This window comes from Rhizobium aethiopicum, assembly GCF_900094625.1.
Lineage (GTDB): Bacteria > Pseudomonadota > Alphaproteobacteria > Rhizobiales > Rhizobiaceae > Rhizobium > Rhizobium aethiopicum.
The window spans coordinates 52976-79884 of sequence record NZ_FMAJ01000016.1; the positions used below are offsets into that span (position 1 = coordinate 52976).

General features: G+C 58.6%; 18 protein-coding genes and 11 pseudogenes. 15 read left to right on the forward strand and 14 right to left on the reverse strand.

Annotation, left to right across the window (positions count from 1 at the left end; all coding sequences use genetic code 11):
• Window positions 1–184: 184 nt before the first annotated feature.
• Window positions 185–1145 (forward strand): annotated as a pseudogene (locus GA0061105_RS25945) (ISNCY family transposase); the annotation flags it as partial.
• Here GA0061105_RS25945 and GA0061105_RS25950 read toward each other — a convergent pair.
• A pseudogene (locus tag GA0061105_RS25950) lies at window positions 1123–1660 on the reverse strand (PAS domain-containing protein); the annotation flags it as partial. The pseudogenes GA0061105_RS25945 and GA0061105_RS25950 sit on opposite strands and share 23 nt — an antisense overlap.
• A 203-nt stretch (window positions 1661–1863) precedes the next feature.
• Here GA0061105_RS25950 and GA0061105_RS25955 point away from each other — a divergent pair.
• Window positions 1864–2880, forward strand: coding sequence for a sensor histidine kinase (locus GA0061105_RS25955; protein ID WP_029532363.1), 1017 nt, complete (start codon window positions 1864–1866; stop codon window positions 2878–2880).
• Window positions 2881–2957: 77 nt separating this feature from the next.
• Here the strand turns inward: GA0061105_RS25955 and GA0061105_RS32980 are convergent, their stop codons facing one another.
• From GA0061105_RS32980 to GA0061105_RS25995, 6 genes and pseudogenes are all read right to left on the reverse strand, one after another.
• Window positions 2958–3194 carry a hypothetical protein gene (locus GA0061105_RS32980; RefSeq protein WP_158464442.1) on the reverse strand — a complete coding sequence of 79 codons (237 nt, stop codon included), beginning with the start codon at window positions 3192–3194 and terminating at the stop codon, window positions 2958–2960.
• 1192 nt (window positions 3195–4386) lie between these two features.
• Window positions 4387–4954, reverse strand: a pseudogene (locus GA0061105_RS25970) (ATP dependent DNA ligase); the annotation flags it as partial.
• Between the two features lie 67 nt (window positions 4955–5021).
• On the reverse strand, window positions 5022–5255 hold the full coding sequence (locus GA0061105_RS25975) for a hypothetical protein (RefSeq protein WP_016737406.1): 234 nt from the start codon (window positions 5253–5255) through the stop codon (window positions 5022–5024).
• Window positions 5256–5520: 265 nt separating this feature from the next.
• Window positions 5521–6255, reverse strand: coding sequence for an IS21-like element helper ATPase IstB (gene istB / locus GA0061105_RS25980; RefSeq protein ID WP_064818141.1), 735 nt, complete (start codon window positions 6253–6255; stop codon window positions 5521–5523).
• A gap of 5 nt (window positions 6256–6260) precedes the next feature.
• Window positions 6261–7754, reverse strand: a pseudogene (istA, locus tag GA0061105_RS25985) (IS21 family transposase); the annotation flags it as partial.
• Between the two features lie 453 nt (window positions 7755–8207).
• Window positions 8208–10652 carry a beta-glucosidase gene (locus GA0061105_RS25995; protein WP_016737400.1) on the reverse strand — a complete coding sequence of 815 codons (2445 nt, stop codon included), beginning with the start codon at window positions 10650–10652 and terminating at the stop codon, window positions 8208–8210.
• 468 nt (window positions 10653–11120) lie between these two features.
• Between GA0061105_RS25995 and GA0061105_RS33495 the strand changes: the two are divergent.
• A pseudogene (locus GA0061105_RS33495) lies at window positions 11121–11301 on the forward strand (hypothetical protein); the annotation flags it as partial.
• Window positions 11302–11710: 409 nt separating this feature from the next.
• Here GA0061105_RS33495 and GA0061105_RS26010 read toward each other — a convergent pair.
• The 3 genes from GA0061105_RS26010 to GA0061105_RS34105 all read right to left on the reverse strand — a co-directional run bounded on the left by GA0061105_RS26010 (window position 11711) and on the right by GA0061105_RS34105 (window position 15638).
• The gene (locus GA0061105_RS26010; RefSeq protein ID WP_237353186.1) at window positions 11711–12577 is read right to left on the reverse strand and encodes an ISAs1 family transposase; all 867 of its coding nucleotides are present in this window, start codon (window positions 12575–12577) and stop codon (window positions 11711–11713) included.
• 287 nt (window positions 12578–12864) lie between these two features.
• Window positions 12865–13770 carry a LysR family transcriptional regulator gene (locus GA0061105_RS26015; RefSeq protein ID WP_004674388.1) on the reverse strand — a complete coding sequence of 302 codons (906 nt, stop codon included), beginning with the start codon at window positions 13768–13770 and terminating at the stop codon, window positions 12865–12867.
• A 131-nt stretch (window positions 13771–13901) separates the two neighbouring features.
• The gene (locus GA0061105_RS34105; RefSeq protein ID WP_225884156.1) at window positions 13902–15638 is read right to left on the reverse strand and encodes an SDR family NAD(P)-dependent oxidoreductase; all 1737 of its coding nucleotides are present in this window, start codon (window positions 15636–15638) and stop codon (window positions 13902–13904) included.
• A 467-nt stretch (window positions 15639–16105) separates the two neighbouring features.
• On the opposite strand from GA0061105_RS34105, the gene GA0061105_RS26030 reads away from it, so the two are divergent.
• From GA0061105_RS26030 to GA0061105_RS26045, 5 genes are all read left to right on the forward strand, one after another.
• On the forward strand, window positions 16106–16957 hold the full coding sequence (locus GA0061105_RS26030; RefSeq protein WP_008534165.1) for an SDR family NAD(P)-dependent oxidoreductase: 852 nt from the start codon (window positions 16106–16108) through the stop codon (window positions 16955–16957).
• 31 nt (window positions 16958–16988) lie between these two features.
• A complete protein-coding gene (locus GA0061105_RS26035) occupies window positions 16989–17690 on the forward strand; it encodes a RibD family protein (RefSeq protein WP_008534164.1) in 702 nt (233 codons plus the stop codon).
• A 22-nt stretch (window positions 17691–17712) separates the two neighbouring features.
• A complete protein-coding gene (locus GA0061105_RS33800) occupies window positions 17713–17835 on the forward strand; it encodes a hypothetical protein (protein WP_009982859.1) in 123 nt (40 codons plus the stop codon).
• A 480-nt stretch (window positions 17836–18315) separates the two neighbouring features.
• On the forward strand, window positions 18316–20265 hold the full coding sequence (locus GA0061105_RS26040; RefSeq protein WP_016737399.1) for a multicopper oxidase family protein: 1950 nt from the start codon (window positions 18316–18318) through the stop codon (window positions 20263–20265).
• A 26-nt stretch (window positions 20266–20291) separates the two neighbouring features.
• A complete protein-coding gene (locus tag GA0061105_RS26045) occupies window positions 20292–20684 on the forward strand; it encodes a hypothetical protein (RefSeq protein WP_004674379.1) in 393 nt (130 codons plus the stop codon).
• A 77-nt stretch (window positions 20685–20761) separates the two neighbouring features.
• On the opposite strand, the pseudogene GA0061105_RS26050 reads toward GA0061105_RS26045, so the two are convergent.
• The 4 genes and pseudogenes from GA0061105_RS26050 to GA0061105_RS26070 form a co-directional block, all read right to left on the reverse strand.
• Window positions 20762–21429: pseudogene (locus GA0061105_RS26050) on the reverse strand (transposase domain-containing protein); the annotation flags it as partial.
• Window positions 21430–21476: 47 nt separating this feature from the next.
• A complete protein-coding gene (locus GA0061105_RS26055) occupies window positions 21477–21764 on the reverse strand; it encodes a hypothetical protein (protein ID WP_008534161.1) in 288 nt (95 codons plus the stop codon).
• Between the two features lie 326 nt (window positions 21765–22090).
• A pseudogene (gene tnpB / locus GA0061105_RS34110) lies at window positions 22091–22318 on the reverse strand (IS66 family insertion sequence element accessory protein TnpB); the annotation flags it as partial.
• Between the two features lie 217 nt (window positions 22319–22535).
• Window positions 22536–23003, reverse strand: coding sequence for an avidin/streptavidin family protein (locus GA0061105_RS26070; protein WP_004674376.1), 468 nt, complete (start codon window positions 23001–23003; stop codon window positions 22536–22538).
• Window positions 23004–23212: 209 nt separating this feature from the next.
• Here GA0061105_RS26070 and GA0061105_RS34115 point away from each other — a divergent pair.
• The 7 genes and pseudogenes from GA0061105_RS34115 to GA0061105_RS26095 form a co-directional block, all read left to right on the forward strand.
• Window positions 23213–23371 (forward strand): annotated as a pseudogene (locus GA0061105_RS34115) (transposase domain-containing protein); the annotation flags it as partial.
• 200 nt (window positions 23372–23571) lie between these two features.
• A pseudogene (locus GA0061105_RS33510) lies at window positions 23572–23790 on the forward strand (FAD binding domain-containing protein); the annotation flags it as partial.
• A 268-nt stretch (window positions 23791–24058) separates the two neighbouring features.
• Window positions 24059–24208: a hypothetical protein gene (locus tag GA0061105_RS33515; RefSeq protein ID WP_237353190.1), complete on the forward strand. Its 150-nt coding sequence runs from the start codon at window positions 24059–24061 to the stop codon at window positions 24206–24208.
• 186 nt (window positions 24209–24394) lie between these two features.
• Entirely contained in the window at window positions 24395–24673 is a 279-nt protein-coding gene (locus tag GA0061105_RS33955) for a (2Fe-2S)-binding protein (RefSeq protein WP_008534159.1), read from the forward strand.
• Between the two features lies 1 nt (window position 24674).
• Window positions 24675–25436: an N-acyl homoserine lactonase family protein gene (locus GA0061105_RS26085; protein ID WP_004674371.1), complete on the forward strand. Its 762-nt coding sequence runs from the start codon at window positions 24675–24677 to the stop codon at window positions 25434–25436.
• A pseudogene (locus GA0061105_RS26090) lies at window positions 25433–25757 on the forward strand (xanthine dehydrogenase family protein molybdopterin-binding subunit); the annotation flags it as partial. The gene GA0061105_RS26085 and the pseudogene GA0061105_RS26090, both read left to right, overlap by 4 nt.
• A 178-nt stretch (window positions 25758–25935) precedes the next feature.
• Window positions 25936–26340, forward strand: a pseudogene (locus tag GA0061105_RS26095) (transposase); the annotation flags it as partial.
• Window positions 26341–26909 lie beyond the last annotated feature (569 nt).

Genomic DNA, 26909 nt, shown 5'->3' on the forward strand with positions numbered 1-26909 from the left:
ACGACCAAAGTCCTCTGCGTATAACATTGCTGCAGCAGCCTCCTCGTCGCCGCCAATGCTTGGAGCACACTGAGATGGAACTCGCTCGTTCTATCCTGAATGCCGCGACACTCGCAACCTCGGGAACCACAGGCACAAACACGCACGAATTTTGCTTTTCCTCGCAGGGCAAAATTATTCTGGCAGGGTGCTGCTGGCGAGCGCCCGGCAGGAGAAGCTGGAAAGTGGCAAGGTCGTGCGCGTCGACAGCACGTCACCGCCGCACTGATCCATGAGCCGAGCGACCGTAGCCTATTATGGGACGCTGTCCGGGTGACGGTGCGGCTGTTGCAGCAGGCCGTGGCACTGGGTAGAGCCATCCCATGGCACGACCACCGCCGCGCGGCAAAGAAGCGGGCTCGAGCGATCGAATACCCGCGGCCGCCCCAAACGGATCAAGCACTACCGCGAACTGCTCAAGATCACGCGCACGACCTTGAGTTATCTGCAGCAGGCGAGTGAACAGTTGCCCCTGACGGCTGGCCCGGCCGGCGAACTGTGGCAGACCCAGCCCCGCCACTATAAGCTGCTGATCGACCGGATCATCGGCCAGACCGAACGGCGGGTCCTGGCCGGCGAGCCGGTGCCGGCTGGCGAGAAGCTGGTGAGCCTCTTCGAGCCGCATGCCGACATCATCGTCGAAGGCAGCCGCGACGTCGACTACGGCCACAAACTCAATCTGACCACCGGCAGAAGCGGACTGGTCCTCGACCTCGTCGTCGAAACCGGCAACCGGCAGACAGCAAGCGTTTGCTGCCGATGCTGGAACGCCACATCGCCTTTTATGGCCAGGCGCCGCATCAGGGCCGGCTATGCCAGCCGCGATAATTTGAGCCGAGCCAAAGCCTGCGGCATCCGCGACATGGCCTTCCACAAGAAGTGCGGCCTCAAGATCGAAGATATGGTCGGTAGCCGGGGTCTATCGCAAGCTCAGAAACTTCCGCGCCGGCATCGAGGCCGGCATCTCATGTTTGAAACGCGCTTGTGGCTTGGGGCGCTGCACCTGGCGTGGGCTCGACCACTTCAAGGCTTATGTCTGGTCATCGGTGGTCGCTTACAATCTCGCCCTCTTTGCCCGCCTCCGGCCGGATCGTCGGCGTTGGTGAGGCGAACAATGCTGTCCGCGATGGCGAGGACGTTCTTCGACCGGTGGCCGATCCGTCAGCAGCCGATGCTCGGACGCTTCCAGCGCCTCTATCCGCCGGTACTCCGTCATGTCGATTTACGATCCGAAAAATAAAGCATCCTTCCGTCGTCCCCATGGATGGGACTTAAATGCAAGCGGTTCCAGAACTGCTCCCCGTTCTTCTTATAATTCAAGATCTCGACGCTCACCTCCCGCTCGTCGGCGATGCAGCGCGAAGTTCGGCGACGGCGATCGGAGACGTCGCCGGGCCCTAAAGGAAACGACAATTCCGGCCCAGCACCTCTCCGGCGGCGCAACCGGTCAGCTCGAGGAATGATCTGTAGGCCAGCCCGATCGGCAGATCCGGCTTGCGCGCGTCATTGACGACCATCGGCATCCTATTCGTTCGAACGCGACCGCCGCAAGTTCTTTCCGGTCGGCCAAGGCTGCTTCTGACGATACCGAAGGTAAGTCTTTGTCAAATTGGGTCGTCATCCTTCCACGCTCAATAAGAGGTCCGATAACGTCGCACGCCGTCTTTTTCCTAAAAGACGATCGACCGACTTGGCCTATGCGGCAGGCTTCCCGACCAGCCCGTCCGGGAGTCACGGTTCGATGGCGTTGTCATTGCGCCTGTATGGGATGAGGTAAGGCAATTCCGCTTGCGCGACCGGAAGGATCAGGCGCAGAATAAAATCATGAACCCCATTTCCACCTCCAGTCGCGCTCGGGAGCGCTTTCTCGAAGCAATCCTTCAGAGTGCCATCGAATATGCGATCATCGCCCTGGATCTCGACTCCCGAGTGATCACCTGGAATGAGGGTGCCCGCCGAATTCTCGGATGGGATGAGACCGAAATCGTCGGCCATCCCGTGGCCGTTATTTTCACTGAGGAAGACCGCGCGGCGGGCATTCCTCAACGGGAAATGACCGCCGCACTGACCCAGGGCCATGGAGATGATGAGCGCTGGCACCTTCGAAAGGACGGCTCGTTATTCTGGGCGTCGGGCCAGATGATGGCGTTGAGATCGGATGATGGCGAACTCGAAGGCTTCGTGAAGATCCTCAGGGATCGAACCGAGCAGCGGGAAAATGAGGAGCGACAGCGCGTCCTGATGCACGAACTTTCTCACCGCATCAAGAACACGCTGGCAGTCGTTCAGGCGATCACCAACCAGTCATTCCGGAACGCCGCCAGCATCGAAGCCGCGGAGCAGTCGATCTCGTCGCGCATCAAGGCATATGCAAACGCGCACGATATTTTGCTGCAGAAGAACTGGTTATCCGCAGCCGTCGATACGATCATCGAAGCGACCGCGGTGAATCTCGGCGTTGAACCGAGCCGCATCAAAGCAAGCGGTCCGGCAGTCAGCCTGAACCCGCAAGCGGCTCTTGGCTTCGCCCTCGTGCTGCATGAGCTTGTCACCAATGCGACAAAGTACGGGGCTCTATCAGGGGATACAGGAACTGTCGAGATCGAGTGGTCCGTGCGCAAAAATGTCGGCGACGATCGCTTCAATCTCCATTGGCAAGAGAGCGGTGGCCCAGCCGTGGAAGCCCCAAAGAAGAAGGGCTTCGGCTCCCGCTTGGTCAATACGAGCCTGTCCGCTTTCGGAGACGTCTCGTTTGACTACGCCGCAACCGGCTTCAAGCTCGACCTCGAGGCATCGCTTCAGAAACTGCAATATCAAAATTGTCCGGATCTTGAAGTATGAAGAGATGTCAAATGCTGCCCCGAGGCTCCGTGTCGTCGCCGATGCCAAGATCAGCGAAACAACTGGCCTTCATGCGCCTACTCGGCCTCAGCCTCTTCGATCTCCTGAGGAGACAGGTGGTAGATGACGAGTTTTTCGACGACGTATTCCAGGTCCTGGTCCATCCTGAGAAGGTCGGTTGATTTGCCCAGGTGGCCGCATTCACCGAGATAGTCGAAGCACATACCCCACACCGCATTGCGAAGCTTAAGAACCTTCCTCGTCGTCTCCGGCGAGAAATATGGTTCTTCACTGAAATCGAGGGCATCAGACACGTCCCGCGCTCGCCGCGACATAGCGTCCGACGAGACCTCGAACCATCTTCCGCGAACACTTCATAGCACTGCCTGCAACGTTCTACTGCAATCTTCAGTACATCATTAAGCGAGATGTCTTGGTCGTGTCTGAACAACACCGTAGGCATGCCGGATCCTCCGTATTCGAGATGGAATAGAGCGCCTCAGGAATGTTCCCATTTCGTTCCTTTCAAAAAAGGAGTCAGGGGCGCGCTTTTTTCGATGGTCGTCATAAGGCGCTCACTATCCAACGGGTCCACCGGATTTCGTCGGCTATGCCTTGCACCATGGTCTCGGCCTCGGAGGACAGCTCTTGCGGCCGCAGACGAATGGTACTGCAAGGCCTTCGCTGATCAGAATGCTGCCGACATCCTTCCCGTCAACCAACAGCATCCCGAAAGGGCGCCATGGTTGCATTTCTTCGTACCTTCGGTGTCCGGCGGACAAAAGCACGCGACTTTTCTCAGTTCGGTGCTGCCGCCGGCAACCAGCTCTCGAAGCCGCGCCAACGCCCGCTCGCCCTGTTGGCGCTCATATTAGCATTGGGGCGAGAACTTCTCCGGCGTGTTGAAGCCCACCAAACGTGTTCCGGCGGCATCGCCAACGACGTGTACGGTGTCTCCGTCGGTCACCGTGAATTCCTGGGCCACAGATGTCCTCGCTGTGCCGGAGTTGACTGAAATTGCCCTCCCAAATCGGATACCTGCTGTGCGACGGCCACAGCAGCAACGATCAGGAGCCCAATGGCCAGCCGTCTGCCTGCTCTACCAAAACTGGGGACGAACATTTTCTTGGGCTGGTGGCGAGATCGGGGAAAGGGAACGACCGCGGATTGCGATGGGGCGGGCCGAGCGCGCTGCCTTAGAATCTCGAAAGTCTTTCGCCACTGTTGAGAGGCGAGCATTTCCGCCAGAACGCTCAAGGCGAGCGTGGATGTCGGCAAGAAACGTTCGCTGCCAACCCGTCAAGTTTTGACGTTGCAGTGCCGCTTCGATGTCGTGTCGCAGGTTTCCAGCCGGTTCCATGGCTCTATCGCTTCGTGCGGATAATCACACCTAAGCAGGAGGACCGGAAGAAATTGTAAACTGCAACCTCATTCAGCGACCAGGGACGGATTTCAGCCCATCGCGGGCGTGAATTGGCCGCTACGGGTCGTAGCGGCGCCGGCGAATTATTGCACCTCATAAACGCCTGCGTTATCAGCAGCGTCGCGCAGCCCCTTAAATGACGCGTGCCGCAGCTTCCCGTCGTGCGTCCACGCTCGATATTTGATCTCGGCAACAAGCTTCGGATCGACGAAGACCGCATTTCACTTCCGTCCGTATCGACAGGGGGCTTGCCGATGGTCAGTTTGTCTATCTGTTTCCGGAACTCACCCGCAGAATATTCGCTGAAGCCGGTTCCCACTCCCCCCACATACCAGCTCTTTTCCTCTGCGCGGCGAGCAGCAGCCGCCCAATGCCCGCAATGACGCCGTCGACTTCTCATGCCCAATGATTAAAAAGCCATCGCTCTGGACACATTTGATCTTCACCCAGCCGACCGGGTCGATAGGTGGCGTCCCTTCGCTTGGCGATGATCCCCTCAAGCCCGTGGTCGCAGGCGATGCGCAGGAGAACCTCTCCGTCCGTCTCGATCTCCTCGGACAGTCGAAGGGCGTCTTCGCCGCCTGCCGGCACCAGCCCTTCCAGAAGATGGCGTCGCGAGGCGAGTTCGGTTCCAGTGAGGTCGTGGCCGTCGGCTGGAAGCTGTCGATCGATTAAGAATGCTCAGGGCGAAGCCTGGTTATGCAGTCAATCGGGCAGGTCAGTGAACGGCAGCCGACGTCGGCGCGTTTACACGTGTTGCCCACCTGCCGACATAGGTGCCGATGAGCAGCGTCGTGACATCCTCTAACGATCTCGCGCCTTCGTTGAAGAACTCGATGGCGGCCGAGCACAAGGTTTGCGACGCCTGGTCGTCGGGTTCGACCTCGTAATAGCGGTACCAAGCCTGTACCGCTTCCGAAAGCATGCGGAAGTGTTTGTCGTGCGTTGGCATGTGACATCCTCCAGCTATCGACATAGCGGAGGAGCGATCTACAACAAGACCTCAGTCTCCAACTCTTCGGGATCCTGACGGCGGTCGTTCCCCACTCAAAGGACGCCACAGTCGAGAACGGTCACTGTCAATCGGCGTCCAAAGTTCACCCCTTATCGGCGTCCAATTTTGACCCCCCATATGCTGTAGATCAGCGCTTGGCCTGCCCGGCGCTGGCCGGGGTTGCAGAGGGTAGGCCAAGTGCGCGTGATGATCGTCTTCGGCTTTAGCTTTGAGAGCGGTTCTTGAAGCGCCAGGATTCGTTTCCGGTTTCGACGATCTCGCAGTGGTGGGTGAGACGGTCCAGAAGCGCGGTCGTCATCTTGGCGTCACCGAACACCGTCGGCCATTCTCCAAAGGCCAGGTTCGTGGTGACGATGATCGAAGTCCGCTCGTAGAGCCTGCTGATCAGATGGAACAGGAGTTGGCCGCCGGCCTGGGCGAACGGCAGGTAGCCGAGTTCGTCAAGGATGATGAAGTCGAGACGGTTGAGGTAGTCGGCCGTCCGCCCCTGCTTGCCGCTGCGCGTTTCCGTTTCCAAGCGATTGACCAGATCGACGACATTGAAGAAGCGCCCGCGTGTTCCGTTGCGGATCAGTGCGCGGGCAATCGCGATGGCCAGATGGCTCTTCCCGGTTCCCGTGCCGCCGACGAGGACAACATTGCGCTGATCGGCGACGAAGGTGCCGGTCGACAGCTCCCGCACCAGGGGTTCATTGACGGGCGTATCGGCGAAGTCGAAGTCGTCGATGTCCTTGGCGAGCGGCAGCTTGGCAATGCTGAGCTGGTAGCGAATGGAGCGGGCCTGCTTCTCGGCGATCTCCGACTGCAAGAGATCGCCGACGATGCGCGGCGGTTCGTGCTGCCGCTTGATGCCGTTGCCCATGACCTCGTCGTAAGCGCCGCGCATTCCATAGAGCTTCAGCGTGCTCATCAGTTCGAGAACCTGTGTGCGTTCCATCAGCTTGCCCTCCTGAGGCTGTCATACCGTGCGCAGTCGGCGACCGGTTCATGGGTAAGCCGCAGCGCATCCGGGGTTTGCAGGGTTGCGGCCGGGGCCGGATCACGGCTCCGGGCCAGAATGTTGATGATCACCGAGGCCGAGCAGACGCCGTGATCCAAAGCCTCCTGGCAGGCAGCATCGACGGCCGCCAGACCGTCGGCGGGAACGCATCCGAGAATGGTGACCATTTGCCGATCACCATCATGGACACTCTTCAGCCGCCGGCGCACTTTCTCCATCGCTGTGGGTAGGACCCATTCACGGAACGGCGCACCATTGCGCAAAGCACCGGGTTTGCGTGCCAGAACAGGGACATAATGCCAGGGATCGTAGATCGTCTCGCCACGGCCAAAGCAACGAGGATGCTCACCGACGTTCACACCGTCCTGCCTGATGACGATCTTCTCGGCATAGGCGTGAACCTCGACCGGCCGGCCGACCGCAGTTGAGAGGACGGAGTATTTGTTGTTGTCGAAGCGGACCGTGCAGGTCTTCGACACCGAGGTCGGGACGCAGTGGAATCCGTCGAACGGCCCGACGTAATGGACGAGGCTGCCGCGCTCCTCCTCGAACATTTGCCAGATCATCCGCTCGGTCTGCTCGGGATGGCGGTGCGCCTTGGCGTAGGCGATGCACTTGTCGAGCAGCCATACGTTCAGCTCTTCCAGGCTTTTGACGCGAAGGCGTGGAGTGAAGAAGCGTTCGCGCACGAGGCCAACCTGGTTCTCGACCTGCCCCTTCTCCCAGCCTGATGCGGGCGTGCAGGCCACGGGATGAACGAGATAATGGCTGCACATCTGCAGGAAACGGCGATTGTATTGCCGCTCCTTGCCGACGAATACGGCCTCGACCGCCGTCTTCATGTTGTCGTAGATGCCGCGCGTGCAGGTGCCACGGAAGAAGGCGAAGGCCTTGTCGTGCGCATCGAACACCATCTCCTGGCTTTCGCGCATATAGGCCCTGACGAACATCATCCGGCTGTGGCAGAGCCGGACGTGAGCAACCTTGACGGTCGTCGTCACGCCGTTGATCAGAATGATCTCGTGGCTCCAGTCGAACTGGTAGGCCTCACCCGGCGCGTAATAGAGCGGCACGTAGGCTTCCGCCGTCATGGCTCCCCGGTTCTTCGCCCAGGTCTTGGCGTATCGCCGGATCGCGTCATAACTGCCGTCGTAGCCGAGTGCCCGAACCTCCTCGTAAATCCGGATCAGCGTCAACCGTTCGCGCGATGGCTTGCCCTCGTTGGTCGTCAGGAACCGCTCGATCTCGGCCTTCCACGCTCCGATCCTCGGCAGCGGTTGTCGCTCTCGTTCATAGGTAAAATCGGTCTCGTCGGAACGCAAAATCTTGCGGACCGTGTTGCGCGAAACATGCAGTTCCCGGACGATCTTCTTCACCGACCAGCCCTGCACATGGAAGGCCCGTCGAACACGCGCAATAGTATCCACTCGCTTCAACTCCCACTCCATCCGCCGCCAAAAGCCGGATGGTCAGATGAAATCTGAGGGGGGTCAAAATTGGACGCCGATTACCCCGCCAAGGGGGTCAAATTTGCACGCCGAAACACACTCACACCGCGCCACTTGGCGTATTCAAAACCGCCGAGGCTCTAATCGCCGCCGGATGAAAATTCAGTGGCAGGTCACCTCTTCCATCCCTTGGTGTCCACCTATTTGGGTGGACACCTCATGCCAAAGCTCACTCAATTGCAGAAGGTGCGGAGAAAATCGCGCTTACGATCGTTCAGAAAACATTGCCTGTTTTTGGAGGCGCAGGCGGTGTTTGGCCGGGCCATTAACCAAGTACCGGTTTTGAGGCATTCTCTCACTCAACTCACCCAGCTTCACCGCCAAAACTGCATACGTTGGAACTCAACCACTGCCCAATATGGTCATTGATTTGCGGCACATTCAGAGCGCCAAGACAGCGCCCTTTTGCGTGACAGTTAAACTCAAACGGATGTCGGTGGCCGAGAACCCAGCCATCACTGCAAATTCCCCCGCCTCTATCCGCCAACGCCGCTCGGTCGTGTCGAAGAAGGCAAATGTTCGGGCGTCAAGTATGAAACGCAACCTTCGTTTCTCACCGGGTTCCAGGGCAATTTTCGAGAAGGCTTTCAGCTCTTTAACCGGTCTGGGTATAGATGCTTCAACATCGCCGACATAGATTTGCACCACTGCCGAACCTGGCCGCTCGCTGATGTTGGTCAATTCCAGTGTCACTGTCACCGCGCCGGCAGCGTCCGGTAGCCCTACCGTCAGGTCCGACATCGCAAAGCTTGAATAACCGAGACCATGACCGAACGGGAACAGCGGCTTAATGCCGTGGCGGTCGTAGTGCCGATAACCGACGAACACACCTTCGTCATATCGCACATGGCCGTCCTTACCTGGATAGACCGCGTCATCCTCGGTATGTGTGGGGTTGTCAGCCCAGCGCACGGGGAAGGTCTGTGCCAGTCGGCCCGAGGGCTCGGCCTTGCCGAGGAGCACATCGGCGATCGCGTTGCCAGCCTCCTGTCCGGGATACCAGCATTGCAGTACTGCACGAGCACCGGAAAGCCAGGGCATTTCCACCGGTCCACCGGTTTGTAGTACGACGATCGTGTTCGGATTGGCCGCAATTACCGCCTCAACAAGCTGGTTCTGCAGACCGGGAAGTGCAATACCGCGAAGATCGGAGCCCTCGGTATCCCAGTCGCCCGTTCTGCCCACGAAGACTACCGCATGATCAGCCTTTGCCGCGACGGCTGCTGCCTCGGCAATCTCCGCTTCGGCCGAAAATCTGCCTATTCCTACCCGAATTGCAGCGATATAGAGGTTGACGTGGTCGTGCCGGGCGTACTCGGCGACGACCTCGTATGTACGGCCGGCTTCGAGCGTGATTTCACCCACGACCTCTTCGCAGCCTTCTTCAAAGAATGTGGTACCACGTATCCAGGAAGCCCAAGCGTCCACCACAAGTCTGCCGTCCACATAGACCCGGCCAAGCCCGGCCGAGGTTAGTCCGACGCGATAGATGCCGGCTTCCGAGGCTGTGAAGATGGTGCGCATTCTAGCCGAAAAGCGAAGGGGATCGACAAAGCCCTCGGCCACGGGGGGCAACCATACACCAAGGCTCGACGGTTCCTCGACGACCTTCACCGGTTCGCCAGCTAGCTCCCTTCCTTGGAAAAACTCGAAGGTTGTGGGGTTTTCGATTAGCGGCTGAAACCGATAATTGTTGCAACCCTGAGCGTAGCACAGATTCTCCTCACCCAGCGCGTCCACCAGCCCCTGCCACGGACTGATGACATAGTGAGGGTTCAACTGCGCCGAGCCGCCTCCCATCACCTGCGCGACCTTAGCATTGGGTCCAATGATGGCGACCATACCTTGCTGAGCCAATGGCAGGACCCCGTCATTCTGTAGCAGAACTGCGCTTTCCGCTCCCGCGCGCCTGATCAATGCCCTATGTTCCGGTCGATCAATGGCGTACTCCTTAAACTCGCGATGATCGTTGATAGCGCCGGTGCGTTCCATCAAAGTCAGGATATTGCGCACACAGGCGCGGATCGTCTCGACACTAACCTCGCCGCCTTCGACCGCAGCCAGTAGCTTGGAGCCGCGATCGCGAGTCGGGCCCGGCATCTCCAGATCCAGCCCGGCATTCACGGTGGGTGCGGTCGAACGCGAGCCGAACCAGTCCGACATCACCACGCCGTTAAAACCCCAGTCACCGCGCAGAACCTCGTTCAACAGCCAATGGCTTTCCGCCGTGTAAGTACCGTTTAGCTTGTTATACGAAGACATCACGGCCCAGACCTTTGCCCGCTTCACCGCCGTCTCAAAGGGTATCAGGTAGACTTCGCGCAGCGTGCGTTCATCGATATCTGAAGAGATGGTTGTACGTTCAATCTCGGACTCGTTGCCGACGAAATGTTTTATCGTGGCACCGACTTTCGTGGACTGCAGACCTTCGATATAGCCGACTGCAAGTTCCGCCGTCAGGATCGGATCCTCAGAGAAGCACTCAAAGTTGCGGCCGTTTGTGACGCTACGCTGGATGTTAACGGTGGGGGCTAACGAGACGTGGGCACCTTTTGAAAGAACCTCGTCACCTAGGGCACTGCCGATTTCCTTGGCTAGATCCGGGTTCCAACTCGCTCCGATGGCGATGCCCACCGGGAAAGCCGCTGCAGTCACACCTCCGACAAAAGACCCCGCCCCGCGGGCGCCGTTGGGGCCGTCGGTCAAGCGCAATCTCCCTATCCCTAGGCGGTCGATGGGCGGTAAAGACCAGAACGTATCGCCGGAAAGTAGCGAGACCTGCTCCGCCAAGGTCATATTATCGAGTAATGCTTTCTTATCAATCATCTTCTCTGCTTCTTGAATCTCGATACTTACCTGTCCCAGATCGGCATCTCGAGATGCATATTGGGGAAGCTGGTGATCTCGGCGCCATGGAGCCGTCCATCCATAAAAAGGACGCCCGTTTGTTCATCAAGGCGTCGCGTCCCGCCGTCGCGAGGACGACGACATGTTCGAAGCCTTCACATAGCCGAGATGCGGTCACCGCTTTCCATTGAAAACAAGGGACATCGCGGCAATCGATTTCAGCAGTGAAAGTTGTGCCGGCTGCGGCAGCGCCGGTTCTGTTACGGAGTTATTCCTCCGCAAGTTTGTGAGACAGTTTGAACCTTAGCAAGCTTTATCAGACAATCTGTTGACAGACAACCTCGGTCGCGCAGCTTTCGTGTCGTCATTGATGATTCGATGCTTCCCTCGGAGGCGGATCCCGATTGATGAAGTTTCTTCGCCGCCTATGGACAAGGATCGACCACAATGGACAGGCTGTTGTCCCGTTTCCGGCTACAGAGTAATCATTTTCGTACTGTCTTTCATAATCAGCATTTGCGCGGTGGGGTTTTCGGGGCACTACGCCGCGGGTCTCCTACAAGGCCGCCTGGAAACCTCGAGCGAGGTGATGCAGGTGCTCTCGGGTTTCCGTGACGTCTCCGCCTCGTCCGTCTGCATCGCCCTCACGCCGTGCTTGAATCCTCCCTACATATGCAGGCATTCCCGGTTGATATCGATCCAGATTGTCTGAGAGCTACCAGTATTCGTTGATCCTGCCGTTATAGCTTTGCCTGCTCGTCTGCACAAATTTAGATATCGAGAGATCAAAAACGGGCGCCTGGAGGAGAGCCGTGGCAGTACCGCATTCGTACCGGCTGGTCGTGTCAGACAGCCGAAGACTTGCGGATTCTCTACCATCATGGATGGCCTCCGCTCAGAGAGGGATCGGAGGCTGTCACGTATTTTTTTCCGCTTTCGGCATGTTAAAGGATGCCAGGCGATCTTGCTGCCAATTATTTTTCTGGCTGCGAGCGACCGCTTTCTGCCGGCACTCAAATTCCCCTGGTGAAGCAGGGCTATCGCATATGAGCGATGATAGAGATGAGGAACTGATCGTCCCACCCTGCGTTCTTGATCTTTCGACGAATGGAGGCCTTATCTGGATGGGCTCGGATGAGGTTGAGGGCAATCTTTCGTAACAGAGCAATGTTTGCCGGTCCGTGATCCTTACGGTTTCTGGCGGCATCCTCGCGGAACTGGACGTCGAGCACCCAGTGCAGTTTGTTTTCGATCTGCCAATGAGTTCTGGTTACCTCGATCAGGGCGGCAGCCGACATGATGGTGGAGAGCAGGAAGTAGCGGACATGGCTGGTCAGACGGCCATCGGCATGACGGCTTGTGGCCTCGACGGATCCGATGGCCTGCAGGCCGGGGAAGTCGATGTCATTGACGGCGACGATGCAGGCACGGCGTCTTTCGCAGCGGTCATGGTCATTCTCGGCGGCGGTCTGGACGCCGAGTGGCTCGACGTCGTCCAGACGAGCAATCGTCTGTGCCAGGAGGCCGGGCTGATTGGCCTTCAACGCCAGGGCATAGTCGCCGCCGGCGGAAAGGATGGCATGAGCGGTATCGGCGCGGCAATGCAGGGCATCGGCGGTGACGATGGCACCTTCCAGCGACAAAAGCGCAAGCGCATCGAGCGCCCCTTGGACCTCGTTGCGGCCCGGCGCGGTCTGTTGGCCGATGACCAGGCCGCAACCGGCAGCCCAGACCTTGACGAGGGGCAGCGGCGGCGCCTCGTACCGCCTTGCCGTCGACCGCCACCACGCCTTCCATGCCCTTTGCAAAGGCTTCGGTAAAGCGGCTTCGAAGGCAACCTGATTGAGGCAGCGGAAAACGGTGGAGAAGGTGCCATGGCCGGCGATGCCATAGGGCAGCGGCACGATCGTCTTGAGCCACTTCTTTTTGGAAACGCCGAATCGGCCATGTCGGCGCAGCTTTCGGCGCCGCAAACGATCGCGGCAATGGCAATGAACAGGATCGACATCAGCGGATGACGTGTGTTGCGCCCCGAGGGTCGGGCAGATCTTTTAAAACAGGTGGCAAATCGATTCATCCGAACCTCCAAATTATCGGAGAGTTCTTGAGTCGATTTGCCTCAGCAAAACAACTCCTTACCATCCATGTGCGATTCTCCTGCCTGGTGAAGCTGTCTCGTCTGGTCGTCACTTCAATCGCCCGCAACCGGCGCCTTAAGGTAGTCGAGAAACGTCCGGAGAGCGGACGGCACCTGTCGATGCGAAACGTAGTATGCATGAAAACCCGGCCCGGTAGAGGTCCAGTCCGGCAGCACGACTTCGAGTGAACCGGCCGCAAGTTTGTCCTCGACCCGGGCCTGCAGGCAATAAAAGAGACCGCCTCCCTCCTCCGCCATGCGGATAGATAGTTCCGAATCTCCGAGCGTGAGAAGTCCCGGAACGTCGAGAGAAACCATGCGATCGCCGTCGCCAAGTTCCCATTTGCAGAGGTGATCTGTACCGGTTCGGATCCGGATGCACTCGTGCGTCAAGAGATCTTCCGGCCGCGCGGGCCGCCCTCGTTCGTTGAGATAGGCCGGAGAACCGACTACGATCCATTCGAGTTCGGATGTCAGACGCGACGCGATCATCCCCTCGGGAACCGTTCCCCCATAACGGATGCCCGCGTCAAAACCTTCGGCGACCATATCGATGAAGCGATCCTCGACGCTGACTTCGACCTCGACATCTGGGTAGCTCTTGCGAAAACTGTGCAGTCGAGGAGCGATCAGCAGCTCGGCGGCGTCACGCAGGGTGGTCACTCTCACTCTGCCCGTAGGCCCGCTCCTGAAACTGTCTAGGAGATCCATCGCAGCTTGAATGCCGAGGAAACGGGGCTCCAGTTCGGCAAGCAGCACTTCGCCGGCGGCGGTGAGACTGATGCTCCTGCTTGTCCGATGAAACAGACGGACGCCCAGACGGGCCTCCAAACCCCTGATCGAGTGGCTGAGGGCAGACCCGGAAACGCCGCGAAGCGCGGCGGCCTTTCGGAACCCCCCCGCACGCGCGATCGCGACGAAAGTTTCAAGGTCGGCCAGATCGGCCCGCGTTGATACCATGAGTTATGGATACTCGCACTTGTACTGAAAAAGATCGCCCTTGCCGGCGCCGACCTTGCTTCAGGCCGGCCGGCACCTTCAATCCTTATTTAACTGGCCCTGTATTTGGTATGTGATGGCCGAGGAAGCAGTCAAAAATTTGACCTAGTGATCCATGTTGGATCCTGCGAAGGACGGCGGAGATGGCCCGGTCGCTGAAAAACGAAAACGTCCGGGATTAGATCGTCATGCAATGAAGATCTTCGTGTCCACAGCCACGAGAGACGGCACCGGTTGGTTCCGCGAGGCGGTCTAACAGTCCCGGAGGTTCTAGTTCTGAGCTCTCGAAAACGCGGGCTACCAGTCCTGCCGGGTTGGATGGACGAAATGTCGTTGATCGTGATCTCCGGGGGCTGGTCTAGTGCATAGACCACGGCTTCAGCCATCGACGACGGCGGAATACCCTGCTTGTTGAGCTCTCCGGCGATCTTTCTGCCCGTCTCGTCATGAACCTTGTCGGCCCAGCCGGTATCGATCACGCCAGGGCTGATCATAGACACTTGGATCCCGCTACCCACGCCCACCTCCTTCCTGAGGCTTTCGGTAATACCGCGTATGAAGAACTTCGTGGCTCCGTAAACCCCTGCCGCCTCGCCGACATGAACGCCGGCGATAGAGCTCATATTCAGGATGCGGCCGGACCGGCGCTCCAACATCGACGGCAGCACCGCGGCGATCGCATGCAGATAGCCACGCAGATTGGTATCGATCATCTTGTTCCAATCGCCGACGGCGGCATCCTTCCAATAGGAAAAGAGCATGAGGCCGGCATTGTTGACCAATATATCGACCGGGCCGTACGTCGTTGTGGCGAACGCGACGAGGGCCTTGGTACTCTCAAAATCCGTGGCATCAGCAACCTTGTAGCTGGCAATACCTCCCGAACCGGTGATGTCTTCGACGATCTGACTGAGGCGTTCCTCATTGCGGCCGGCAAGGACGACGCGCGCACCTTTTTCCGCCAATCCTCTGGCGGTCGCCGCTCCAATGCCCGAGGAAGCCCCTGTGACGATGGCGACCTTGTTTTTCAGATGTGACATGACGTGCTCCTTCACTGCGGTTGGGTCAATTCGGCTTGCCGCGCGGCTTTGACGGGCTCGGGGGTCGTCCGGTTTTCCAACACCTGGCGCTTGGTTTCCTGATCTCCGCCGACGATATGGTCGATGCCGTTCATGAGAGCCTCGAACCCCTGCTGGGCGACGAGCGTCTTGTCGTTTTTTTGTTGGCCACCGAGCTTCGTACCGCCCATTCCAGCGTTCGCGTGGAAGTCGCTGTTGGTGGCGCCCGGAAGGAGTGCCGTCACCGTGACCCCGGTCGAGCGCAACTCCTCGCGCAGACGCGAACATATAACCAAATGCCTTCGACGGGCCGTAAACGGTTTCGTATGGCGTGGGCAGGGTCGCCGAAACCGAGGAGGTGATGAGAATCCTGCCGCGGCCGTTCTTGACCATATGTTGGACGACGCGTTTGGCCATATGGACGGTCCCGGTTACATTGATCGCAAGCAGGCGAAGCTCATCCTCGAGATCGTTATCGACAAAGGCGCCGCCAATACCGATACCGACGTTCAGAGCCGCGGCTTCCAAGGGGCGCCCCAGCCCGTGCGTAAAGGTCCAGAACCTCTCGACGCCATCGTACGTCGAGGCATCCGCTTTGAACGGATATGCTTCGGCATCAAGGCTTCGTAGCGCATCGGCGGCCTCGTTCACCTTGTCGCTTGAGCCTGAAATGGCGACATCGAATCCATTCTTGGCGAATTGTTTGGCAAGCTCGAAGCCTATTCCAGATGAGCCGCCCGTGATCATTGCGAGTGGTTTATTCCCTGTCATGATTTCACTCCTTTGGTTTGGTCAGCACCACGATCGTCTCGAGGCGCTGGTGACCAAATGCCCGTGGAGCCGATTGGTTACATGAGCAAAATTGATCGGGGCGGTGAGTGAAAATCATCCACCGATCTGGCAGGGACCAGGAGTGCGTTACCTTTTTGGTCCCGTCCGCGGTCGAACTGGCCAGGCATTCCCTACGTCACGAAGGCCCTTGAGTGAACACGGCTCATCGGTGCGTGCGATCCCGCTCACTTCAAGTAGCCGTCGCGCTACCCTATTCTTATAGTGCGATCGAACGGTCGTTCGCAGCCCGCGGATATGATCCGACGACCCAAGCGCCCGAGTAGCGTTGATGGACTTCTCTGCGCTGGTGCCATCGGCCGGCACGCTTCTCGGAGAAAAATTCCACGGCGACGGCTTGTCCGGCACACCTTCCAGCGGTGACGGTCCAATGACGGGAAAGACAAAAAATGAGCGAGAGAATGAACAGCGTCGTTGCTCCTGGCCGCGTTGCGGTCATCACGGGAGCTGCGAAGGGCATCGGCTTGGCAATCGCGAGGGCTCTCGCGGCCCGCGGCATGAAGCTCGCGCTGCTGGATCTCGACGCCGACGCACTTGAGGATGTTACTTCGACACTCGACACGGACATCCTGATCGTGAGCGGCGACGTATCAGATTTGTCGGCACTGACCAGGTTGCGGGACGAAACGATTTCGCGGTTTGGCGACGTGGCCGTTCTAGTAAACAACGCGGGCATAACGCAAGGAGCCGGCCCTTGGGACAATCCTGCAAAGTGGCGACGCCAGATCGATGTAAACTTCCGAGGTGTTCAGGCCGCGCAACACGTCTTCGTGCCCTACATGATCGAAGCCGGTCGCCAGTCGGCCGTTGTCAACCTCGGCTCCAAGGAAGGTATTACGACTCCTCCAGGTAACGCCGCATATTCGGTGGCGAAGGCAGCTGTCAAAGTCCTGACCGAACAGCTGTCGCACGAGCTTCTGAAGGAGACGGGAGGTCGTGTTTCGGCTCATCTCCTCGTCCCTGGCTACACGTGGACACCCATGAACATCGCACTCAAGCCGCAGGGCATTGCGAAACCCGATGAGGCATGGACCGCAGAGCAACTGGTGGAATACTTCCTGGTCCGTCTGCTCGACGAGAATTTTTACATCATCTGTCCGGATAACGCGGTTACGTCTGCGATCGATGCCAGAAGGATCCGCTGGGCGGCCGACGACATGATCCTGAACCGGCCGGCGCTTTCACGCTGGCACCCCGACTGGATGGATAAATTCGCAGCCTGGTTGAAGGCAGGTCACTGACGGTGGAATGTTTGTAGAGGAGAGTAATCCAATGCCCAGACCCTATGTAATCTGTCACATGATGTCGCCGCTGGATGGCCGATTGATCGTCAATGATTGGGCCGAGGCAACCGGCCATTCGGTCGATGAGCTCGTGAAGATCTATGACGGCCTGCATGAGAAGATCGGTGCCGACGCCTGGCTTTCGGGAAGAGCGACGGGAGAAGAGTTCGCGGACGCCGTCGACCGCCCCTATCAAGCAACCGGCACAGCCGCGCGACCGATCCATATCGCCAACCCGGACGCCGGCGAGTTCGCTGTCATCGTGGATAAGGACGGTCGGCTACGCTGGGACAAGAGCGACATTGACGGAGCTCACCTTGTGGTCCTGACAGGATCTGACGTGGATGATGCTTACCTGGCGGGCCTCACCCAGGCTGGCGTTTCCTATATCGTCTCGGAGAAAGATGGCGTCGATCTGAAAAACGCGCTTGACCTTCTTGGAACCGAGTTCGGTGTGAAGCGCTTGATGCTGGAAGGCGGGGCGCAAACCAATGGCCATTTCTTGAAGGCGGGTCTTGTTGACGAGGTCAGCCTGGTCATCTTCCCTGCGATCGGAGGCAAGTCGAATACACCGGCCATATTCGAGGGCGGCGAGGATGGGCTTGCCGGCAGGGCGAGGCTCACGTTTATCAGCGCCGAAGCCGCTGGCCTCGGCTCCGTGCATCTGAGATATCGCGTTGGACGTCCATAAGAGACGTCCATAGGAGAAGATTGTGGAAGGGCTCCCTCCTGCCGTCGTCGAAATGATCGTCGAGGAGCAGGGCGCGATACTCCTGAGCAAGCAACCTTGTTTCGAGATCATCGCGCAGCGCAGAGAGCCGGAAGAACTGGCGTAGTCTGCCCGTGGTGTCTCTCCGATTAGGCGGTGTGATGAACGGTATGTGACGCCGACATTAATGCCCGCGGCGGTGACCGCGATATGAGCGTCAAGGCGTTGCTCGAGTGCAGCTCGACAAACAAACAAGGTGAGACGCGTATTGCCGCACGTAACGATGCTCCCCACAAAAATGTCGGGCCTACTACACCTGCTGTCAGGTTTGTCAGGTGCGCGCCATGGTGCTGTTCCGCCCGACTTCCTACCGCGCTCTCGTGGAAGTCCTTGAAGCATAGGCACAAGATTCCTTCTGAGGCTCGATCCGGCCAGAGTGGCATGAGTCTTGAAACTTTCTCGTCGCGCGGCGGCAGCTGTCTTCTCCCGAGAAAGCGCGCGAGTCAAAGTCGAATTGCAGGTGAACGCATGGTGACGCAGTAGAACTTTGTGGATGCGGTTCGACCCGGGGAGAACAAAACTCCGGGCAGAGGTTTGGGAGGGTTGTTTGTCTGTGTCTGACAAAATTGCGATCTTCGGTATGGCGAGCGTTTTTTCGGTCACCCATGCGCTATTCGCAGTCGCTCAAGAGGCCAGGGCCGTGACTAACCCCCTGGCCTATATGCTGCAACCTATCACAAAATCCCAGGGGATGCTGAAAACCTTCGAACAAAGCCGGGAGACATTTCCGGGCGAGGTTCTGCTCGATATGAACGCTACCTATCTCGACCGACAGATCTACAATCCGGCCACGGCGCGCTACGACCACGTTAAACTGCGCGGCTATCAAGACGCCCGCCAGACCGGCTTATCCGGTGCCGACACGCCATTGGTTGGACCGACCATCGATCTACGGCCCGGTCAGACGGTGCGGGTAACGCTTCACAACCTGTTCCCTCAGGATTCCACCTGCGGCATCGGCGGTGGCAGTGCCAATACCCCCCATTGCTTCAACGGTACCAACCTGCATTCGCACGGTCTCTGGGTAAATCCGTCTGGCAATGGCGATAATGTGCTGATCTCAATCCGTCCCGGCGTTTCGTTCCAATATGAATACAACATCGCCGTTGAGCATCCCGCCGGCACCTTCTGGTATCACCCACACCTACACGGATCAACCGCATTGCAGGTGTCGAGTGGCATGTCCGGGGCGTTGATCATCCGTGGCGATCGCATGCCGACACCGACCGAGACTGGCGATATAGACCGCCTATTGAAGCAGCCGGGCGGCTCCGATATCGCCGAACGGGTTTTGGTGCTACAGCAGATTCAATATGCTTGCACCGATAACAATGGCGACATCACTTATGATTGCCAGCCAGGACAGGTGGGCGGCATCGAAAGCTACGATCAGTTCGGACCTGGCAGTTGGCCGGCTTCGGGCCGCTTCACCAGCGTCAACGGCCAGGTGCTTGGTCAGTTGGCATCAGCGGAGGCTGGCTCGGTCGAGCGGTGGCGGATGATACACGCCGGGGTTCGCGACACCATCAATTTCGAAATCCGGCGCAAGACCGGGACGACCGCGTTCCGCACGCTTGCGGCAGCGGACACCGACAGATGGATCGACCAGAATTGCGGCAAGGATACTATTCCGTATGGGGTGGTGGCCCAGGACGGGCTGACAATGGCGCAGGTGCAGATGCGGCAGCAAGCGATCCTGCAACCGGGCTACCGCGTTGACGCGCTGGTGGTGTTGCCAGGAGCGGGTGACTACTGCATCATCGATGGCGCCGCACCGGCAGCGGCCAGCGTCAACCAGGAGGCTCCAAGCCGACGGCTTCTCGGCATAGTCACTGCAGTAGGCGGCCATGCCGTCAATGGCGAGATCGGCACCTATCTTCAGGATTGGCTGATTTCGGCGGCTGAGCGCACGATGTCACAGAATGTCGCCGGCAAGGTTATCGATGACCTCAAGAACGAGATGTCGCTCTCAAGCTTTATTCCCCATCCGGACATCGACGCGGGCGAGGTCACCGGCGAGCAGCAACTGGTGTTTAACATCGATGTGAAACAGCCGGGTGCCACCTTCTTCGAGGTTGACGGCAAACCTTATGATCCCAACCGCATCGACCGGACGTTGCCGCTGAGCGGAGTCGACGAATGGACGCTCCGCTCGGATTTCGTCAGCCACCCATTCCATATCCATGTCAATCCGTTTCAGATCATCAAAATTGTCGATGCGGCCGGCAACGATGTCAGCGCGCTTGGCGCCGATGACGACGGCGATCCGCAATATCCAGGCTTGAAAAATGTCTGGAAGGACACGCTGTGGATCAAGAATCCCGGCACCGATCCGTCGGCGCGCTACACGATCACCGTGCGGACGCACTACCAGCGCTATATCGGCGAGTTCGTTCTGCATTGCCACATCCTCGATCATGAGGACCAGGGCATGATGCAGAACATCAGGATCACCCTGCCGGACGGCCAGGGTGGCACCGTTTCCGGCCATCATTAGGGCGTCGATCGCCATTGGGAGGAACTATGAGCTTCACTGGCACTTGGAGTTATCGCAGCCTGATCAACAATCCCGATTTATCGGTTGATTTCAATGCACTGGAATTTGGCCAGGGAACGCTGGTGCTGACCGAGTTGGCTCGGCGCAAGGTCGGCGGAACCATTGGTGGGCCCGGGTGGTCGCTGGAATTGACCGGTACGGTGCGTCCGGGAGACCCTGTCGAGCTGCAATTCACTGGAAAGGGCGATGTGGCCGGCGAGACCTGGATCTACAGCTATCGCGGCTACATCGTGCCGAACTGGCCGAATGGCGTCGATCAAAGGGACGCCATTGTCGGTAGCATCGTCCGCGACGTCCCGCATTCGCATGGGGTCGCCGCAGCCGGCTACGTTGCCTCCTGGTATGCCGTGCGACAGTGATGCTCCAGCATTTGCCGCAGCTCGAAGACATTCGGATCAACATTCACCGGCCAGGGTCTAGGTCGACGGACCGATGCCTCACATTTGAACCGCGTGCTCTGGCGGTTCAGCGGGATGTGCTGCCCGAACTTGTCGAACACGATCGTCGCCAGCAACTGAGGGCCGATGAAGCCGCGCGGGCGTCGCATGGAACGGTGCGGGAGCCTGACTGATCGCCTCGCAATCGCGGCAGGTAAATTTCTCGCGCACCGTCTCGATCACCTTGAATCGGCGCGGGATATCCTCCAGCGTTTCCGTCACATCCTCGCCCAGCTTCGACAGCCGCGAGCCGCCACAGCAGGCACATGCCGTCGGCGCTTCGATGACGATGCGTGCGCGCTCGACGTCTTTGGGCCACGCCTTGCGCACTGGACGCTTGCGGGCGAAGGCGCGCACGGACTGCGTTCTGGCCGCGGCCTCTTGGACGCTCAGTTCGTCCTCGGCGGCCTACGCCACGAGCTCTTCGAGCTGCAAATTCCAACTGATCGATCAGCCGCTGCGTGCGCTCGCGGCGCGGCCCGTGCTTCTCGCGCTCCAGCTTGCCGGTCAGCAACTGCAAATGCACGTTGAGCGCCTCAATGCTCGACAGCCGCGCCTTCGCGTTGGCCGCGTCCGCCTCAGCTTGCAGCCGCGCAGCACGTTCGGCCAGCAGCGCCGGATGAGCGCTGGCAAGGTCCGATGGCAGGGTAAGCGGCGGCAATGTCATAACGACATTGAATCAGATTTCTCAACAATTTCAATGCAAAAATTGAGTCAAACCCGGCTGGGGCGCCAGGTTTCCTGCCGTGCGCGCCAGTCAATTCCCTCCAGCGACAACGCATGTTGATGCCCCTCCTGGTGAGGCTGAATGATTCTCAGATCGAGTTGATGAATGGTACGGTTGCGAAGGTCGCGAACCGCGTTGACGACCGCTGGGGAATTTTGGAACAAATATGCTCCGGTTGATTGCTGGTCGATGAGCAGGCGCTTCCGCCTGATTTGAACGTAAATCCAATTGACGGGAATATCGAGCCTGGCGGCAAGTTGTACGGCGCTGAGCAAACTAGGTTCGTGTGTCCATCTGTTGCGCTGTGCCTTTACCTAGATGCCCGCTGCAAGGCGGAGGCGTTGCACAGTGATTGGCAAAACCTTCTCCTCACAATTGGGCGAATGGTGTCCTTCGCGCGTCAGTATTTCAGGCTTCGACATATCCCTGTGTCGCAGACACGGGTATCAGCAAGGTCGATCCACCACGATGTTCAACCTCATACGACGGCGCGAAGTTGCCGCCTCTACGTCCCACCTCACGCATCACATTAAAGGGGCGTCCAAATAACGGATGGCTCGGATCCAGCACCTCGATCTTGTCCGGTGATGATTCGTCAGACTCACAAGCAGGGATATTTCTGTAGACCTTCGAGCAGATAACCGAGCTGCGCCGGTGTGATCACCACCGTGCCGTCAGCGGCTGACGGCCAGATGAAGCGGCCGCGCTCCAGCTTCTTCGTGAACAGACAAGCGCCCTGGCCGTCACGCTAGATAAACCTTCCTCGCTCCAATTTTTTCGTGAACAGGCAGGCCCCCTGGCCATCGTGCCAAACGACCTTGATCAGATCGCCGCGTTTGCCCCAAGGCGGCGCATCCTCGGATGCTTACTTTTGTCCGGAAAGTTTTGGCCGCATTGAACTCATCAAATAAGGATTTGCGCCGCGCGGACGAGCACGCGGCGCTTTTATTCGGCAGGGAAAGCAGCTTCGTCTAAGCCTTTGGCCATATTCGATGAATTCTTGCTCCACAATCTCTGACGGGCCAGCGCCGGCAGGGCAGAGGAGATTAATCCTTCAAGAGGCTTTTGTTCTCAGTCGTCGGCACGTACTGGAAAGTGTCTTGTCCTTGCTCAATGGCCGGACCGGAGCCGCCTTCGTAAGCGAGGTTCCAGCTCGTGACTATCTCAGTGTTGTTGCCGTTGACCTGTGCGTAGCCGGTCCATCCGGTTGCGGAATTGCAGTTCTCCGTCGAATTGTTCCAGCCGACCGAAAATGCGATGAACGTCCCGTTTACCCTTCCTGTTAGCGGATAGGGCGAGTTCTGGCATCCGGTGCCCTGGGCTCTGTTTACATATTGGCCGGAGACATTTCCGAACGAGTCGACTTGAATGATCATCGTCGAGCCGGACTGGTTCTGCCAACTGCTGGAAGCCGATGCGATGCTTGAAAAATCCTTGAAGTTGCTTGCATCGAAAGCAAGAGCTGAGGTTGCTACAGCAAACACAAGTGCTGCAACTGCATTAGTACGGATCATGGTTTTTCCTCCTGATGTGCGCCGACCGTCGGCGATCGTACCGAAGGTTGCATATAAACTCGTAATAATCAATCAATCCGAGTAGCAATTTCCCGGGTTGAGAAAACCGAAAGACGGGCCGCGCGTTGCGTGGCGCGGCCCGAGAACGAGCATCAGGAGTGAAGACTTACACGATGCAAATTACGAACGGGATAGCGCAACGCTAATATTTGACCATCATTGGAACGGACAAACTGCATGGCCGCAACCCCGAGAGCTACCTCACGGACGTCCTAACCCAGATCAAAGATTAACCGGTAGATAGGCTTGAAGACCTGTTGCCGTGGAATATGCTTCCGACGGTCTCCACTGCGCAAAAGGCCGCCTGATGGCTCGTTCGATGCATATCTGCACGATCGAAGACGTGGCCACCATGACCGGCGAGAACCTCGAACTGCTCAGAGAGATCGTATCCATCCGAGCAGGGCCGCGGGATTTTGGGCGCCGCGCGTAGTAACGTCGGTTCATGGAGATCGGATCGAACTGCACGGAGATCGGGTGAGAATCGGCGCCGACGGTACGCCATCACATGACCGCGACAGACCCGATCATCCGCCAACACTTGCCGATCGTGCATGAGGCGATGCATCACGTCACCCATATGACCGTGCGCAACCGCGGCACCTTCGGCGGCAGCGTCGCGCATGCGGATCCAGCGACCGAGATGCCGATGATGACACGGTTCCTCGGTGGGACGGTCATCGCCTCCTCTCAGCGCGGCAGACGCGAAATACCTGCAGCCGATTTTTTTGTCGGATCGCTGGTCAACTCGTTGGAACCGGACGAGTTTGTAATTCGCGTCGAGCTCGACGCGATGAGACCGGATGCCGGATGGGGATTTGAGGAGTTTGCAAAACGCCACGGGGACTTCGCACTCGCTTGCTTTGCGACGACGCTGCATTGTGTAGATGGCAGGGCGTCTGACGTTCGCGTTGGCATGATGGGCGTTGGTGAAACCCCGCTGCGGCTTGAAGAGATCATCGAGGACGGATGTTTCCGAGCCGGCTCTCGATACGGTGGCGGATCGCCTGGCTGGAATCCTCACGCCCAACACGGATATCCATGCCTCTGCAGATTACCGCAGGCATCTCTCAGGCGTCCTTGCCAAACGGGCCCTTCGCGCCGCCTGGAGCCGCGCGAACCACGAAAGGCTTCAAGCAAGATGAGTGAGAAGACGATCACCGTCAGCGTCAACGAAGCGTATATGACGCGCACGATCGAAGCACGAACGCTGCTGAGCCACTTCCTGCGCCAGGATCCTTTGCCTGACCGGAACCCATGTCGGGTGCGAACATGGCGTTTGCGGTGCCTGCACCGTCATTCTCGATGGAAGGAGCGCACGCTCCTGTCTGATGCTTGCAGTGCAGGCAGACGGGAGCGAAATCGAAACCATGGCCAGGGAAGCGTCGATACTCGGACGAATCCAAGAAGCGTTCCGCCAGCATCATGGCCTGCAATGCGAATTTGTAGGCCCAGTTTCATCGTTGGCGATCATCGACCTTCTTCGCCACCATCCGCTGGAAACCGATGATAAGATCAGGGAAGCGCTCTCAGGAAACATCTGTCGTTGTACGGGCTATGAAAACATCGTCAACGCCGTCCGCGAACTGGCTAGCAAGAGAGGACCTTAAGATGAAGATGCATTTTCTCGAGGCCGGCCGCCTTCGTATGCGCCGGTCCATCTACGTCCCTGGGGCGCTGAAGGAAGAAGCGATTGAATTGCCGGTTCACGCCACCCTGATGCGCCATCCCCAAGGCAACGCGCTGTTCGATAGCGGATGCAATCCAGAGGCCGCCATCGATCCAGGCGCGCGATGGGGTGGGTTAAGCAAGGTTATGACCCCGATCTTTTCGCCAGAGCGGACGGTCGTTCATCAGTTGAAGACTCTTGCTCTCGATCCCGAGGACATAGATGTTGTGATCTGTTCACATCTGCATCCCGATCATTGCGGCTGCAACGCGTACTTTCGGCGCGCAACGATCCTCTGCCACGAAGCGGAGGCGCAGGCCGCCACGGCAAGCGGTGCAGAAAATCAAGGCTATCTTCGAGGAGAATGGGACCAGCCCCAGGGTTTCCAGACCTTCAATGCCGAGCATGACGTCTTTGGCGACGGGCGCATCGTCTTGCTGCCCATGCCGGGTCATACCCCCGGAATGACCGTCGCCCGTGTCGAGCTGGAAAAAGATGGTTCATTTATACTCGCTTCAGATGCTGCCCCGCTCCAGGCGAGCGTCGACACCGGTATCGCTCCGAGAAATACTTGGAACATCGAACTCGCCGCAGAGGCACTCGCTCGCCTGAAAGCTCTTCGGGAGCGGGGAGCTTCTATCATTTTCGGCCACGACGACGCGCAATGGCAAGAGTTGCGAAAGGGTGTGGAGTTCTACGAATGAGCCAGCAGGACCATTCCGTCGAGCTGCGGCCCAAACTTGTCGGCAAGCGGGACAAGCGCACCGAAGATCCACGTCTGCTGACGGGTGTTGGTCAGTATGTCGATGACATGGCGCCGCGGTATGTTGCATATCGCATTGCGACGCTCCGACCAGCCACATGCCCGAATCCTGAACATCGATGTCGGCGATGCGTTCTCGGTGCCCGGCGTCGTCGCGATCTATAACGCGAGCGACCTGGAAGGAGAGATCAAACCTGCCATACCGACCTCGCGTATGCCTGGTTATTACGCCACCCCCATATGGCCACTTGCACGCGGGAAAAGGTGGCCGTTCTATCGGATCGTGTCCCAGTACGTGGCGTAGGTGACGGTAGGGAGTAAAGCCGAGCGCCCGCGCGCTTCTCGTTGCGCTGTAGCGGGTGACCGGCTTTGCGGGCGGCCATCAGTGTTTTTCCGCTAGGGTCGGGTTGTTCAAGACCAACCTGACGGAAAGATCACCGATGACCAATGACATGATGAACGTGCGCTCCCTTGTTGAGAAGAGTGCCGATGCAGATTTGTTGCGTGAGATGATCGGCCTTGCCGCCGAGCGGCTGATGGAGCTGGAAGTAGGCTCGGCTACGGGTGCAGACTTCGGTGTGAAGAACTCGATGCGGCTCACTCAACGCAATGGCTACCGTGACCGCGATTGGGAGACGCGGGCTGGCACCGTCGAGCTTCGCATTCCGAAGCTGCGCAAAGGCAGCTACTTTCCGAGCTTCCTTGAACCGCGCCGCATGGCAGAGAAAGCTCTGACGGCCGTTATCCAGGAAGCGCATATCCAGGGAATCTCGACTCGTTCTGTCGACGACTTGGTCAAGGCCATGGGTATGAGCGGCATCTCCAAAAGCCAGGTGAGCAGCCTAACATCGGGACGAACGCAATCTGCGGGGCGAAGGTGGCTGCGACGGCCATCCTCATCAGCGGCTGGAGATAGATCAGATAACCGCCCACGGTGACAAGGATGCCGATCTGGAGTAGCGGCTCGGAGATGCTGGTCCCAACGAAACTGCCCACCGGTTCCGCTTCCGCAAAGACGATCGACAGCTCAACCCCCTCGAGCGTGGATTCCGATGGCGGCGTCTCGGCCCGATGCAGAACGCGCGCCCCGAGCCAAAGCGTGCTTTTTTCGCCCACCCAGCTTCTTTAGAGGTTGGAGGTGAATTTATCGCGCCCTTCAACACTGCGACCGCGAGATAGAGGGAGACGAGAAAGAGAAGAGACCGGTATGACGCTTGCTCGGTCGCCTCATTGACGATCCGGCGCTGGAGTTCGAGAGGCGCCGCGCCGATAACGAAAAGAGCCAGGGACAGCCCTGCGACCAACGCCTGATGACGCCTTCCCATCAGCCAGATGAAGCCGAATAGTTCGGAGAGCATCGAATCCGTCGCGCCATTTGCGGGACGCGGCCGGACAATTAAATCCTGGAGGGCCA

Coding starts and splice junctions, on each gene's coding strand:
- GA0061105_RS25955 (WP_029532363.1), top strand. CDS start 1,864: ATGAACCCCATTTCCACCTCCAGTCGCGCTCGGGAGCGCTTTCTCGAA.
- GA0061105_RS25975 (WP_016737406.1), bottom strand. CDS start 5,255: ATGCCAACGCACGACAAACACTTCCGCATGCTTTCGGAAGCGGTACAG.
- istB (WP_064818141.1), bottom strand. CDS start 6,255: ATGGAACGCACACAGGTTCTCGAACTGATGAGCACGCTGAAGCTCTAT.
- GA0061105_RS25995 (WP_016737400.1), bottom strand. CDS start 10,652: ATGATTGATAAGAAAGCATTACTCGATAATATGACCTTGGCGGAGCAG.
- GA0061105_RS26015 (WP_004674388.1), bottom strand. CDS start 13,770: ATGGTATCAACGCGGGCCGATCTGGCCGACCTTGAAACTTTCGTCGCG.
- GA0061105_RS34105 (WP_225884156.1), bottom strand. CDS start 15,638: ATGACAGGGAATAAACCACTCGCAATGATCACGGGCGGCTCATCTGGA.
- GA0061105_RS26030 (WP_008534165.1), top strand. CDS start 16,106: ATGAGCGAGAGAATGAACAGCGTCGTTGCTCCTGGCCGCGTTGCGGTC.
- GA0061105_RS26035 (WP_008534164.1), top strand. CDS start 16,989: ATGCCCAGACCCTATGTAATCTGTCACATGATGTCGCCGCTGGATGGC.
- GA0061105_RS26045 (WP_004674379.1), top strand. CDS start 20,292: ATGAGCTTCACTGGCACTTGGAGTTATCGCAGCCTGATCAACAATCCC.
- GA0061105_RS26070 (WP_004674376.1), bottom strand. CDS start 23,003: ATGATCCGTACTAATGCAGTTGCAGCACTTGTGTTTGCTGTAGCAACC.
- GA0061105_RS33955 (WP_008534159.1), top strand. CDS start 24,395: ATGCTTGCAGTGCAGGCAGACGGGAGCGAAATCGAAACCATGGCCAGG.
- GA0061105_RS26085 (WP_004674371.1), top strand. CDS start 24,675: ATGAAGATGCATTTTCTCGAGGCCGGCCGCCTTCGTATGCGCCGGTCC.